This window comes from Marinobacter fuscus, from assembly GCF_003007675.1.
Lineage (GTDB): Bacteria > Pseudomonadota > Gammaproteobacteria > Pseudomonadales > Oleiphilaceae > Marinobacter > Marinobacter fuscus.
The window spans coordinates 48,670-63,179 of sequence record NZ_PXNP01000096.1 but is presented as its reverse complement, the minus strand read 5'-3'; the positions used below and the strand labels follow the sequence as shown (position 1 = coordinate 63,179).

8 protein-coding genes are annotated in these 14,510 nt (G+C 58.4%); 2 read left to right on the top strand and 6 right to left on the bottom strand.

Annotation, left to right across the window (positions count from 1 at the left end):
• Positions 1 to 42: 42 nt before the first annotated feature.
• Positions 43 to 1,296, bottom strand: a complete 1,254-nt coding sequence (gene glyA / locus C7H09_RS12795) for a serine hydroxymethyltransferase (protein ID WP_106763268.1) — start codon at positions 1,294 to 1,296, stop codon at positions 43 to 45.
• Positions 1,297 to 1,671: 375 nt separating this feature from the next.
• Between glyA and ettA the strand changes: the two genes are divergently transcribed.
• Both ettA and radA read left to right on the top strand, forming a co-directional pair.
• Positions 1,672 to 3,333 carry an energy-dependent translational throttle protein EttA gene (gene ettA, locus C7H09_RS12790; protein WP_106763357.1) on the top strand — a complete coding sequence of 554 codons (1,662 nt, stop codon included), beginning with the start codon at positions 1,672 to 1,674 and terminating at the stop codon, positions 3,331 to 3,333.
• Positions 3,334 to 3,545: 212 nt separating this feature from the next.
• Positions 3,546 to 4,922: a DNA repair protein RadA gene (radA, locus tag C7H09_RS12785; RefSeq protein WP_106763266.1), complete on the top strand. Its 1,377-nt coding sequence runs from the start codon at positions 3,546 to 3,548 to the stop codon at positions 4,920 to 4,922.
• Positions 4,923 to 5,098: 176 nt separating this feature from the next.
• On the opposite strand, the gene C7H09_RS12780 is transcribed toward radA, so the two are convergent.
• The 5 genes from C7H09_RS12780 to C7H09_RS12760 form a co-directional block, all read right to left on the bottom strand.
• Positions 5,099 to 5,467 (bottom strand): PilZ domain-containing protein, encoded by a 369-nt coding sequence (locus tag C7H09_RS12780; protein WP_165794825.1) that lies wholly within the window; start codon positions 5,465 to 5,467, stop codon positions 5,099 to 5,101.
• Between the two features lie 122 nt (positions 5,468 to 5,589).
• A complete protein-coding gene (gene hemE, locus C7H09_RS12775) occupies positions 5,590 to 6,654 on the bottom strand; it encodes a uroporphyrinogen decarboxylase (RefSeq protein ID WP_106763262.1) in 1,065 nt (354 codons plus the stop codon).
• Positions 6,655 to 6,779: 125 nt separating this feature from the next.
• On the bottom strand, positions 6,780 to 8,198 hold the full coding sequence (locus C7H09_RS12770) for an FAD-dependent oxidoreductase (protein ID WP_106763260.1): 1,419 nt from the start codon (positions 8,196 to 8,198) through the stop codon (positions 6,780 to 6,782).
• A 69-nt stretch (positions 8,199 to 8,267) separates the two neighbouring features.
• Positions 8,268 to 12,716 carry a glutamate synthase large subunit gene (gene gltB / locus C7H09_RS12765; protein WP_106763258.1) on the bottom strand — a complete coding sequence of 1,483 codons (4,449 nt, stop codon included), beginning with the start codon at positions 12,714 to 12,716 and terminating at the stop codon, positions 8,268 to 8,270.
• Between the two features lie 204 nt (positions 12,717 to 12,920).
• On the bottom strand, positions 12,921 to 14,492 hold the full coding sequence (locus C7H09_RS12760; protein WP_106763256.1) for an AAA family ATPase: 1,572 nt from the start codon (positions 14,490 to 14,492) through the stop codon (positions 12,921 to 12,923).
• Positions 14,493 to 14,510 lie beyond the last annotated feature (18 nt).

Sequence of the window (14,510 nt, the reverse complement as noted above, 5' to 3'; positions counted from 1 at the left end):
CGGGCCGTTAGTCAACGCCCGGGTTGTCAGACTTCAAGGCAATCAGCTGTAAACCGGGAAGCGGGCACAGACCGCTTCTACCTGCTCACGCACACGGCTGATGACGGATTCGTCTTCCAGATCATCCAGAATGTCACACATCCAGCCAGCCAGATCACGACACTCGGCTTCCTTGAAGCCACGGGTGGTTACCGCCGGGGTACCCACACGCAGGCCAGAAGTTACAAACGGCGAGCGCGGATCGTTCGGCACCGCGTTCTTGTTCACGGTAATGTGGGCCTTGCCCAAAGCCGCATCGGCGTCTTTACCGGTGATGTCCTGTTTGATCAGGCTGACCAGGAACAGGTGGTTCTTGGTGTCGCCGGAAACCACGTCGAAGCCGCGCTCGACAAACACTTCAGCCATGGCAGCTGCGTTCTTGATCACCTGCTGCTGGTAGATTTTGAACTCATCGCTCATGGCTTCTTTGAAGCAGATGGCCTTGGCCGCAATCACGTGCATCAGCGGGCCACCCTGGCCACCCGGGAACACGGCGGAGTTCAGCTTCTTGTGCAGTGCTTCGTCGTCACAGGCGAGGATCAGGCCGCCACGGGGGCCGCGCAGGGTTTTGTGTGTGGTGGTGGTCACAACGTGAGCATGAGGCATAGGATCCGGATAAACGCCTGCAGCCACCAGGCCAGCTACGTGGGCCATGTCCACAAACAGGTAAGCGCCCACTTTGTCAGCGATGGCACGGAAGCGGGCAAAGTCCAGTTGCTGAGAGTAGGCAGAGAAGCCAGCAATGATCATCTTGGGCTTGTGTTCAACGGCCAGGGCCTCAACCTCGTCGTAGTTGATCAGACCAGTGTCGTTGTCAATGCCATACTGAACCGCATGGTAGATCTTGCCGGAGAAGTTCACGCTGGCACCGTGGGTTAGGTGGCCACCGTGTGCCAGGCTCATGCCCAGAACGGTATCGCCCGGGTTCAGCAGCGCCATGAATACCGCAGAGTTTGCCTGAGAGCCGGAATGCGGTTGTACGTTGGCGTAAGCGGCACCGAACAGCTCCTTAGCGCGATTAATGGCCAGGTCTTCGGCAATATCGACAAACTCGCAACCACCGTAGTAACGCTTACCGGGATAGCCTTCGGCGTACTTGTTGGTGAGCACACTGCCCTGGGCTTCCATTACCCGCGGGCTGGTGTAGTTTTCCGACGCGATCAGTTCGATGTGCGCTTCCTGGCGTTTCTCTTCCGCCTGCATGGCGTTCCAGAGTTCGTCATCGAAACCGGCGATTTTCATATCACGAGTAAACATGGATCTGCTGCCCCTGTCTGTATGGCTGGCCCGGCGTGCTTTCGCCTGCGCCGGAACCCCTGAAAAATTGGGCCGCTATTCTATCTTGAAAGCGGGTTAAAAATCATCCTTTATGCCGTCCGCGGATACCGGCATACCGGCAACCGCGGTTTCTGCTCAATTGCTATCATAGAAAGCTTTAGATACCTTACCGGATCACATGCACGCGGTCTGCTCGAGGGCGGCGGGGCAGGTCTTCAGGGATCGTCAAAATCAGGGATGATTTTGTCGAGCGTACAGGGATGTATTCACAGCGTATCCCTGAAGACCTGCCCCGCCGCCCGCGCCACCGCCATCCGAATCCATGAACCGGTTTGTAAAGAGGTTTCCGCCAATATGGCCCAATACGTATACACCATGAACCGCGTGGGCAAGGTCGTTCCACCCAAGCGGGAAATTCTGAAAGACATCTCTCTGAGCTTTTTCCCCGGCGCCAAGATCGGTGTACTGGGCCTGAACGGTGCCGGTAAATCTACCCTGCTGCGTATTATGGCGGGGGTTGATCAGGATTACATCGGCGAAGCCCGCCCACAACCAGGCATTAACGTCGGTTACCTGCCCCAGGAGCCGGAGCTGGACGAAGAGAAGACCGTCAAGGAAATCGTCGACGAGTCGGTGGCCCACGTGCACAACGCCCTGGCGGAACTGGACAAAGTTTACGCCGCCTACGCGGAACCTGATGCCGACTTTGATGAGCTCGCCAAAAAACAAGGCGAACTGGAGGCGATCATTCAGGCCACCGACGGCCACGACATTGAACGCAAGATGGAAGTCGCCGCCGACGCACTGCGCCTGCCAGCCTGGGATCAGAAAGTAAAAGTCCTGTCTGGTGGTGAGCGCCGCCGGGTGGCCCTGTGCCGACTGCTGCTGTCAGGCCCGGACATGCTGCTGCTGGACGAGCCCACCAACCATCTGGACGCCGAATCCGTGGCCTGGCTGGAGCGCTTCCTGCACGACTACGAAGGCACCGTGGTTGCTATCACCCACGACCGCTATTTCCTCGACAACGTTGCCGGCTGGATTCTGGAGCTGGACCGGGGCCAGGGCATTCCGTTTGAGGGCAACTACAGCCAGTGGCTCGAGAACAAAGAGAAGCGCCTGGAGATGGAGTCCAAGCAGGAAGCCTCCCACCAGAAGGCCGTTAAACAGGAGCTGGAGTGGGTACGCTCCAATGCCAAGGGCCGCCAGTCCAAGAGCAAGGCCCGACTGGCCCGCTTTGAGGAAATGAGTTCCCAGGAATTCCAGAAGCGCAACGAAACCAACGAGCTCTACATCCCGCCCGGACCACGCCTGGGCAACAAGGTGATCGAAGTAGAGGGCATCAGCAAGGCCTTTGGCGACCGCCTGTTGTATGAGGACGTTTCCTTCACGGTACCAGCCGGTGCCATTGTTGGCATCATCGGTGGTAACGGCGCAGGCAAATCGACGCTGTTCAAGATGATCGCCGGTATGGATCAGCCAAGTTCCGGCAGCATTACGGTGGGCGAAACCGTTGAACTGGCCTACGTGGACCAGATGCGTGACCTGGACGGCAGCAAAACCGTCTGGGAAGAGCTGTCCGACGGTCAGGACATCATCAAAGTCGGCAACTACGAGACACCGTCCCGGGCTTATGTTGGCCGCTTCAACTTCAAAGGCAGCGATCAACAAAAGCGCGTGGGCGATTTGTCGGGGGGTGAGCGCAACCGCCTGCATCTGGCTAAATTGCTGAAACAGGGCGGCAACGTACTGATGCTGGACGAACCCACCAACGACCTGGACGTGGAAACCCTGCGCGCGCTGGAAGAAGCGCTGCTGAACTTCCCGGGTTCAGCGCTGGTGATCTCCCACGACCGCTGGTTCCTGGATCGCGTGGCCACTCACATTCTGGCATTTGAGGATGATGGTGAGGTGGTGTACTTCGAAGGCAACTTTACCGAGTACGATGCGGACTTCAAAAAGCGCAAAGGCGATTCCGCCATGCAGCCCAAGCGCATGAAGTACAAGAAATTGGCGTAAAGCGTTTCAACCTCTCCCCCGGCCCCTCTCCCGTAAAGGGAGAGGGGAGCTAACCCGTCGGGGTCAGATCCAGCCAGCCCTCTCCCTCACAGGAGGCGTGGGGTATAGCCTCCAGGCTGGCGCCAACCTAGCCCCTCTCCCCTCGCGGGAGAGGGGTTGGGGAGAGGGGGGGCTGGCACCACACTCTCACCATCACGGATCACAGATCACCCATGGCCAAACTCAAAACAGCGTTTGTTTGCACTGAATGTGGCGCCGACTACTCCAAATGGCAGGGCCAGTGTACTGCCTGCCAGGCATGGAATACGGTCAGCGAAGTCCGCGGCGTATCTGGCCCGGGCAAAGGCGCCCGCAGCGCCCGTTTTGAGGGTTACGCGGGCAGTTTGTCGGAAGTGAAAAGCCTGGATGAAGTCAGTCTCGCCGAACAGGCCCGGATCAGCACGGGCATGCAGGAATTCGACCGGGTGCTGGGCGGCGGCCTGGTGGAAGGCTCTGCGGTTCTGATGGGGGGGCACCCCGGCGCGGGCAAAAGTACCTTGCTGCTGCAGGCCGTCTGTCAGTTGGCCGCCCAGCATTCCGCGCTCTACGTCACCGGCGAGGAGTCCCTGCAACAGGTGGCTATGCGCGCCAAGCGTCTTGGCTTGCCCACGAAAGACCTGAAAATGCTGTCGGAAACCTCCGTGGAGCGGTTGATTCAGGTGGCGGAAATCGAAAAGCCGCGCATTCTGGTGATCGACAGTATTCAGGTGATGCATGTGGCGGACATTGAATCTGCCCCGGGTTCGGTGTCGCAAGTCCGCGAGAGCGCCGCGTTCCTGACCCGTTTTGCCAAGCAAACCGGTACCATTCTGTTGCTGGTGGGTCACGTGACCAAAGATGGCAGTCTGGCGGGCCCGAAGGTGCTGGAGCACATGATCGACTGTTCGATTTTGCTGGAAGGCTCCAGCGACAGCCGCTACCGAACTCTGCGCGGTATCAAGAACCGTTTTGGTGCGGTCAATGAACTGGGCGTGTTCGCGATGCTGGAACAGGGCTTGAAGGAAGTAAAGAATCCCAGTGCGATTTTTCTGAACCGGGGCGAAGAAGCCGCTCCGGGCAGTGTGGTGATGGTGGTCTGGGAAGGCACCCGGCCTATGCTGGTGGAAATTCAGGCACTGGTGGATATGGCCCAGGGCAGCTACCCGAGGCGGGTGGCGGTGGGGGCTGACCAGAACCGTCTGGCGATGCTGTTGGCGGTGTTGCATCGCCACGGTGGTATGCATGTGGCGGATCAGGATGTGTTTGTGAACGTGGTGGCGGGGGTCAAGGTGAATGAGACCAGTGCCGACCTGGCGTTGCTGGCGGCGGTGGTTTCGTCGTTCCGGAATCGGGCGTTACCTCAGGATCTGGTGATCTTTGGAGAGGTGGGGTTGTCGGGGGAAATTCGGCCGGTGCCCAATGGTCAGGAGCGGATTTACGAGGCGGCAAAGCACGGCTTTACCCGGGCACTGGTGCCCAAGGCCAATGTGCCACGTAAATCGTTAGACGGGATGAAGGTGATTCCGGTGACCAAGCTTTCTGATGCGCTTTCGGCGCTGGAGGAGCTTTAACCGAGCCCTGGCCTGCTCTGGTTGGTGCGGGGCACATGGCAGGGTTCACCCTCAAAAAACCGCTACGAGCACATCCATGTGCGCTTCTCTCCGGCCATCCATGGCCTCCGACATTTTTTGAGGGTGAACCCTGCCACGAGCCGTAAACGCTGGGAGCAATCCGCCAAAACAGCTCTCTATTCAATCAGGTGAGCAAACTCCCGCTCCAACAACGCCTGATCGCCCAAATTCAGCTCAACCAACCGCTTCAGGTGCGTCGCGCTTTCCAGATCGATGTACTGACAACGAAAGCCCAGCCGATGATCTTCAACGTGCTTCAACTCCACCGCCATCACAATCCCGGCTTCACGCTCATTCAGGTGGACAACCACCTCGCAGGGCTCGTTGAGTGACGCTTTCCATCCCTCGGGCTTTTGAACCAGAACGCCTTTCAGCGAAATATCCAGCACCTCCGTGGGCCACACCTGATCCTGACAATGCAACTCGCAAGGTGCATCGAAGTCGATTCTGTGGAAACGGCGTTTATCGGCTTTTTTTATCGTCACGGGGCCACTCCAAGGCGAAGACATCGCTTTCCATCAATATAGATCGGACGCCTTACTGAGTACAGGGCGAGTCCCGGCCTGCCATGAACGGCTGGCTGGGAACTCTGCAGACGGCTCCGAATCTACTGGTGATACTGCCCACTAAGCTCCACAACCGCCTCGATAAACGCACCCGCGTGCTCCGGGTCTACCTCTGGTGTAATACCATGGCCGAGGTTGAAGATATGGCCGGAACCGGCGCCATAGCGTGCCAGAATATCCGCCACTTCCTGGCGGATACGCGCCTTCGGCGCGTACAGCATAGACGGGTCCATATTGCCCTGCAGGGCAACTTTGTCGCCAACCCGGGCGCGTGCGTTGCCGATGTCGGTGGTCCAGTCCAGGCCCACGGCGTCGCAGCCTGAATCGGCAATCGATTCCAGCCACTGGCCGCCGTTCTTCGTGAACAGGATGACCGGCACACGGCGCCCTTCGTTTTCGCGAATCAGCCCAGCGACGATTTTCTTCATGTAGCGCAGGGAAAATTCTTCATAGGCCCAGCCACTCAGCACCCCACCCCAGGTATCGAAAATCTGTACCGCTTGGGCACCGGCTTTGATCTGGCCGTTCAGATAATCAATTACCGAGTCTGCCAGGTGATCCAGCAGGCGGTGCATCACTTCAGGCTGGCCATACGCCAGCTTTTTGGTCTCGCGAAAATCTTTGGACGAGCCGCCTTCCACCATGTAGGTCGCCAGTGTCCACGGGCTGCCGGAGAAGCCGATCAGCGGTACCCGGCCATTCAGTTCACGGCGGATGGTGGAAACCGCGTTCATCACGTAATCCAGGTCGGATTCGGCTTTGATGGCGGGCAGTGCGTCAACATCGGCCTCGGTGCGGATGACCTTGCGAAATTTGGGACCTTCACCGGTTTCGAAGTAGAGGCCAAGCCCCAGCGCATCCGGAATGGTCAGGATGTCGGAGAACAGAATGGCCGCATCCAGAGGGTAGCGCTCCAGCGGCTGCAAGGTAACCTCGCAGGCCAGCGGCGTATTCTTGCACAGGCTGAGAAAATCGCCCGCCTTGGCCCGGGTTGCGCGGTATTCCGGCAGGTAGCGGCCAGCCTGGCGCATCATCCATACCGGCGTGCGGTCTACAGGCTGGCGCATCAGGGCGCGTAGAAAGCGATCGTTTTTCAGCTCAGTCATAATCGGTTCCGTTCTCGTCGGTAAATGGTCAGAGACAATAGGCAGCAATGATACCCCGTTTGCGGCAATAAAAAAGGGCGGCCTCTGTTTGAGCGCCGCCCTTCTGACACCGGTCAACGGATTATTCACACATCCAGGTAATCCAGGATGCCTTCCGCCGCCTGGCGCCCTTCCCAAATTGCGGTAACCACCAGGTCGGAACCTCGCACCATATCACCGCCAGCGAACACTTTCGGGTTACTGGTCTGGAACGGAAACTCGGCCTGCTCCGGCGCAGTGACAAGGCCAGACTCGTCGGCATTAATGCCAATGTCATCGAACCAGGGGGCAGGACTGGGGCGAAAGCCGAAGGCAACCAGCACCGCATCTGCCGGAATCACTTCCTCGCTGCCGGGTACAACTTCCGGGCGACGGCGCCCGTTCTCATCCGGCTCACCGAGCTGAGTGGTGACCACCTTCACCCCTTCCACCTTACCCTCACCAACAATGGCAACCGGCTGGCGATTGAACAGGAAGTTCACGCCTTCTTCCTTGGCGTTGGCCACTTCGCGGCGGGAGCCGGGCATGTTGGCCTCATCCCGACGGTAGGCACAGGTCACACTCTCGGCTTGCTGCCGGATAGAGGTGCGGTTGCAGTCCATGGCGGTGTCGCCACCACCCAGAACCACCACCCGCTTATCTTTCATGTCAATGAATTCAGAAGGTTTTTTCTCAAAGCCAAGGCGACGATTGACGTTGGACACCAGGAACGGCAGGGCATCGTACACGCCAGGCAGATCCTCTCCCGGGAAGCCGCCTTTCATGTAGGTGTAGGTGCCCATGCCGATAAACACGGCGTCATAGTCCGCCAGCAGCTTCATGAACTGCACGTCTCTGCCCACGTCGGTGTTCAGGCAGAACTCCACGCCCATTTCCTCGAATACCTTGCGACGGCGCGCCATCACGGACTTTTCCAGTTTGAATTCGGGAATGCCGAAGGTCAGCAATCCACCAATCTCCGGATAGCGGTCAAACACCACAGCCTTCACGCCATTACGCACCAGAATGTCGGCACACCCCAGGCCCGCGGGGCCGGCTCCGATCACTGCCACTTTCTTGTCTGTCCAGTTCACCTTTGACATATCCGGCTTCCAGCCCAGAGCAAAGGCGGTGTCGGTGATGTACTTTTCCACCGAACCGATGGTGACGGCACCAAATCCATCATTCAGGGTACAGGCACCCTCACACAACCGATCCTGAGGGCACACCCGACCACACACCTCCGGCAGGGAGTTGGTCTGATGACACAGCTCCACAGCTTTCATGATGTTGCCTTCGGCCACCAGCTTCAGCCAGTTTGGAATGTAGTTGTGTACCGGGCACTTCCACTCACAGTATGGGTTGCCGCATTCCAGGCACCGGTGGGCCTGTGAGCTGGCATGGGTTTGGGTAAACGGATGGTAGATCTCTCCGAATTCTTTCTTGCGCTTTTTCGCCGGTACTTTTTTCGGATCAACCCGCCCGACTTCCACAAACTGAAAATCATTACTGAGACGTTCTTTCATAGTGCTACTCTCATCAACTCAATTTCGACCAGGCCACTCTTGGCCCACCTGACGCAGTCCGCCCACCGGTTATTCCGGTCTGGCCCGGGTACTGGCCAACAGGCTGCGCAAATTGGCGGCCTTGGGTTTGACCAGCCAGAAACGGCCGATGTAGTCGTCGAAATCTTCAAGCAGGTGCTCGGCCCAGGCACTTCCGGTTTCGGAAATGTGCTCCCGGATCACGCCCCGCAGATGGTTGCGGTAAGCTTCCATGTCTTCGCGGGAAATCCGCTGGATTTCCACCAACTCGTGGTTGTACTTGTCCACGAAGGTGTTATCCATATCCAATACGTAGGCAAAGCCGCCGGTCATGCCCGCACCGAAGTTGTGCCCGGTGGTGCCCAGCACGGTTACCAGGCCGCCGGTCATATATTCACAGCAGTGATCGCCCGCACCCTCGACCACCGCATGGGCGCCGGAGTTACGCACCGCAAACCGCTCGCCGGCGGTGCCTGCCGCAAACAGCTTGCCACCGGTGGCGCCATACAGGCAGGTATTGCCTGCAATTGAGGTTTCCTGGGTTTTGAAATCGCTGCCCCGGGGTGGCTTGATCACCAGCTTGCCACCGGTCATGCCCTTGCCCACGTAGTCGTTGGCATCGCCCTGCAGAATCAGGTTCAGGCCACCCACGTTCCATACGCCGAAGCTCTGGCCTGCGGTTCCGGTCAGGTCCAGGGTGATGGGCGCATCGGCCATACCCTGGTTACCATAGCGGGCGGCAATCTCGCCCGACAGGCGGGCGCCGATGGAGCGGTCGCAGTTGGTTACCCGGTAGCTCCAGGCACCTCCGGACTTCTCCGCAATGGCCGCAGCCGTGTCTGCCACAATCTGTTCGGCCAGCTTGCCCTCATCGAAGGGCTCGTTGCGCTCACTCTGGCAGGTATGCGGCTTATCGGCCGGAATGTGGTCGTTCTGCAGCAAGCGCGTTAAATCCAGTTTCTTCTGGCGCTCGGTGTCGCCGGGCAGGCGCTCCAGCAAGTCGACGCGTCCCACCAGATCCTGCAGGGAGCGAACGCCCAGCTTGGCCAGCCATTCCCGGGTTTCCTCCGCCACAAAACGGAAAAAGTTCATGGCCATTTCCACGGTGCCCTTGAAGTGCTCTTCCCGCAGGTAGTCGTTCTGGGTGGCGACACCGGTGGCGCAGTTGTTCAGATGGCAAATGCGCAGATATTTGCAACCCAGGGCCACCATCGGCGTTGTGCCAAAGCCAAAGCTCTCGGCTCCCAAAATGGCCGCTTTCACAACATCCAGGCCGGTTTTGATGCCGCCATCGGTCTGCAGGCGGATTTTGCCCCGCAGATCGTTGGCCCGCAGGGCCTGCTGGGTTTCGGTCAGCCCGAGCTCCCAGGGCGAACCGGCATAACGGATGGAGGTCAGCGGGCTGGCAGCGGTACCACCGTCATAGCCAGATACGGTAATCAGGTCGGCATAGGCCTTGGCCACACCCGCCGCAATCGTGCCCACCCCGGGTTCTGATACCAGTTTGACCGACACCAGCGCCTGCGGGTTAACCTGTTTCAGATCGAAAATCAGCTGCGCCAGATCCTCAATCGAATAGATATCGTGGTGCGGCGGCGGAGAAATCAGCGTCACACCCGGCACCGAATAGCGCAACCGGGCAATCAGATCGTTCACCTTGCCACCGGGTAATTGCCCGCCCTCGCCAGGCTTGGCACCCTGGGCCACCTTGATCTGCATGACATCTGCGCTACGCAGGTATTCAGCAGTCACGCCAAAACGACCAGAGGCAACTTGCTTGATCTTCGAGCGCTTGTTGTTGCCGTAGCGCACCGGGTCTTCTCCGCCCTCACCCGAGTTGGAGCGACCGCCCAGGGTATTCATGGCAACCGCCAGTGCCTCGTGAGCTTCGGGCGACAAAGCCCCCAGAGACATAGCCGCCGAGTCGAAGCGGGGGAAAATGCCTTCCACAGGCTCTACGTCCGACAGGTCAATCGGCTGGATGCCGTCACGGAACACCAGCAGATCCCGCAAGGTAGCCACCGGGCGCTCGTTCACCAGGCCAGCATATTCTTTATAGATGCCATAGTCCCCGGCACTCACCGCATCCTGTAGTTTGCCCACCACATCCGGGTTAAAGGCATGGTATTCCTGGCCATGAACGTACTTGAGCAATCCGCCCTGCGACAAAGGTTTACGCGGCTTCCAGGCAACCGACGCCAGTAGCTCCTGATCCTGCTGAAAATCGTAAAAGTCAGCGCCCTGAATTCGGCTCGGCACGCCCTTGAAGCAAAGATCCACAACATTATCCGCCAGGCCAATGCCTTCAAACAGTTGAGCGCCACGGTAGGAGGTAATGGTCGAGATACCCATTTTCGAAAGTATCTTGAGCAGCCCTTTATTGATGCCCTTCCGATAGTTGTTCTTGGCCTCGATCGGATCCATCAGTATTTCACCGGTACGGATCAGGTCATTCATTACCTGATACGCCAGATACGGATAGACCGCCGTCGCCCCAAACCCGAACAACACGGCGAAGTGATGGGGATCTCTTGCCCAGCCGGTTTCAACAATGATGTTCGAATCACAGCGCAGGCCCTTGGCCACCAGATGATGATGCACTGCACCTGTGGCCATCAACGCGTTGACCGGCAACTCGCCCTGCACCAGATCCTTATCGCTCAGAATCAGCAGCGCCTTGCCATCACGGGCGGCTTGCTCCGCCTCGTCACACACCCGGCACACCGCCTGCTCCAGCCCCTCTTCCGGGCGATAGCCAAGAGCAATTTTCTGTACCTCGAAACCGGGGCGGTCGTTATTGCTCAAGCGCAGAAACTTGGCCGGAGACAACACAGGCGTGGTCAGGATAATCCGGTTGGCATGCTCAGGGGTTTCCTCGAACACGTTCTGCTCCGCGCCCAGGCAGGTTTCCAGAGACATCACGATGGTTTCCCGCAGAGGATCAATCGGCGGATTGGTCACCTGGGCGAACTTCTGGCGGAAATAGTCCGCCACGTGGCGAACCTTGCTCGACAATACCGCCATGGGCGTATCGTCGCCCATGGAACCCACGGCCTCCTGAGCATTTTCTGCCAACGGCCGCAACACCTGATCCCGCTCTTCAAAGGAGATGTTGAACATCTTCTGGTGAACCAGCAGGTCTTCCGCATCCATCAACTTGAACTCAGGCGTCGCCTGATTCAGGGTGGTTTCCACCCGCAGGGCATTTTCCTTCAGCCAGCGCTTGTAAGGCTGGGCCTTTTTCAGCCGCAGGTCGATATCGCGGGTGTGCAGAACTTCTCCAGACTCAGTATCAATGGCCAGCATCTGGCCCGGCCCTACCCGGCCTTTGGCCACCACATCTTCCGGCTGGTAACCATAGGTACCCACTTCAGAAGCCAACGTAATAAAGTCGTCTTTAGTAATCACCCAGCGGGCCGGGCGCAGGCCATTGCGGTCGAGCATACACAAAGCATAGCGGCCGTCGGACATGACCAGCCCTGCCGGGCCATCCCAGGGCTCCATGTGCATGGAGTTGTATTCGTAGAACGCCCGCAACTCGGAATCCATGGTATCCACGTTCTGCCAGGCGGGCGGAATCATCATGCGTACTGCCCGGAACAGGTCGACACCACCGGCCAGCAAGATCTCCAGCATATTGTCCATGCTGGAAGAATCTGACCCGGCCAGGTTCACCAGGGGCTGCAGGGTTTGCAGATCCGGCAGGTCCGGTGAGCTGAATTTCGCCGCCCGGGCAATGGCCCAGTTGCGGTTGCCGTCAATGGTATTGATTTCACCATTATGGGCCAGAAAGCGGAACGGCTGGGCCAGCGGCCAGCGCGGCATCGTGTTGGTCGAAAAACGCTGGTGAAAAACACAGATCGCCGTTTGCAGATCCGGGTCGCCCAGATCCAGATAGAAGTTGGCCAGATCCGCGGGCATCATCAATCCCTTGTAAGCAAGAGTTCGATGAGAAAGGCTGCAGATATAGAAGTCCGGATCGTCTGCCAGATCCCGCTCGGCATGGCGCCGCCCAATGAACAGGCTAATGGCAAAATCTTTTTCCGTCTTTCCGGCTGGCTCTACAAATACCTGCTGTATACGCGGCAGGCAGTCCAGTGCCATGGGCCCAAGGCAACTGTCGTCAACCGGAACATCACGCCAGCCAAGAATCTCGAGCCCCTGCTCGCACAGTCGCTTTTCAAGCGCCGCCCGGGCTGCCGTGGCTTTTTGATCGTCCTTAGCCAAAAAAACCTGGCCAACTGCAAACAAGTCGCCAGGTTTTTTGTTGAACGCTGCCTCAGCAGCTTTTTGGAGGAAGGCCTTGGGGCTCTGTAACAGCAGCCCACAGCCATCGCCTGTCTTGCCATCCGCGGCAATACCACCCCGGTGGGTCATACAGGTCAAAGACTCGATCGCTGTCTGCAGGAGTTTATGGCTCGCCTCGCCCTTCATGTGGGCAATCAGGCCGAAACCGCAGTTGTCCCTGAATTCATCAGGATGATACAAGCCTGTTGTCATAAGCATAACCTCGCATGAAAAAGCGTTCCCGCCAACCTTTCCCGCACTGCGATGGTGCGTAGAAAAAGCCGACACCAAAAAAAATGGGGAAGGGAGTCTACACACGTACTAGTACGTAGACAAACTTTTTCTGAAATAGTGCTTGACAAACAGGCTAGACCGCACCGATTTGGTGCATTTTGACCAATTTACGTACAAAAAACCTTAATAGCTGCTGTAGCTGCGCAACCATGGGGCAGAAATGCCGAGTTTCTCTGGTAATGCACCAGCGGCAGACCTTGCCGCGCCCTTGTCGGGGTACTGACCATACACCAGCATGAACCATGGCTGCCCCTGACGCTCTCCCAATGTGTAGGAAAGGCGGGCATCATCGGGCGCCCGCTGAAGGACATTCAATACCGTTTGCTCCTGGTTGCCCGCGACCAGTTGCAGGGTCCACCCATTGCGGGTTTTGAGATCTTCCAGAGCCACAAACCGTTCAGGCACACTGGGTACAAAAGCTGGCCGAGGTGGCGACTCCGGCGATAGCGCAGCCTCATCCCTGTCGCGTTGCTCTGTCTGCGAGTTAACCTCTGGCTCTGGCTCTGGCTCTGGCTCTGGCTCTGGCTCTGGCTCTGGCTCTGGCTCTGGCTCTGGCTCTGGCTCTGGCTCTGGCTCTGGCTCTGGCTCTGGAACAGTCTTCGGGGAAATCACCGGGGTTGAGTCAAGCTCAAGAGACGCGGGCAAGTCCTGCGCCACGCCCTCTTCACCCGGCGTGTTTTCAGGTGCTTGAGGGGTGCTTGAGTTTGACTCATCCGGCGCTACCGGAACTTCAGGCCCGGGCCCGACAGTAATACTCCGACGAACCGGTTCAGGCGCTTCGTCCGTTTTGGCCTGGTTTCGAACCGACTGCTCGTATTGTTGCGAAACAAACCACCAGGAACCCCCGAGTAGCAGAAGTCCGATTGCGGGCCAACGAAGCTGAGAAAAACGGAAGCGGGCTTGTTCTGGCCTCATGGCAGAATCAGGAATCCGGTCCAGCCAGACCCCGGGAGCCACACGCTTGAGACGGCCAAAGCTTCCCTGGCTGAGGTGGTGCAGTTTCTTCAGGCGAGCCGGAGACACAAGCTCGTCAACACGCCCGCCCGCTTTATGGATTCGGGGCTCCAGATAACTCCGTATATCGCCTGGCGCTAACGGCGGAAGTGAAATATGGTGGGTATGCGCGGCGTCGCTGCCCCGCTCTAATACCGTCCAAAGGCTATCGCCGCCCGAAAATACCGGCACTGCAGCCTGAGCACGATCTGCGGCTACGAAAGCTGCCAGCAAAAGATTGAGCACCTCTTCACTCACCCGATCCGCATCATCAATCAACAGAACCAGGCGTCGCCCGCGACGAAGGGCACTTTCGGACCACTTGAAAAACCGGTAGACCGCTTCACGGGCATCAACATCAACAGGGACACCGGCTTTCGCAAGCGCTTTGCAATGCCGTGCCAAAGCCGCCGCACTGGTTAAAGCAGAAGCCGGCAGGGAGTGAAGTTCCAGTCGTGCAGACTCACTTCGCACCAACTCGGCAAGGATTCGCGTTTTCCCACAGCCTGGTGCGCCAGTCAGCACCAGTGCCAGGTCTCCAAACCCGCAAAGGTGGCGCAGTGCTTCCAGTGAGTGCTGGCGCATGGCATCGGGAAAGAATGGCGCTTCCATTTCAAGTGGATTTTCGCGCAAGCCATAGCGTTGTTGCAGCCGTGCAAACAGGCCGCCCAGCTCTGCCGTGCTCAGGCTTTCTTCAGTCACAATGCTTCCCTGTCTTCC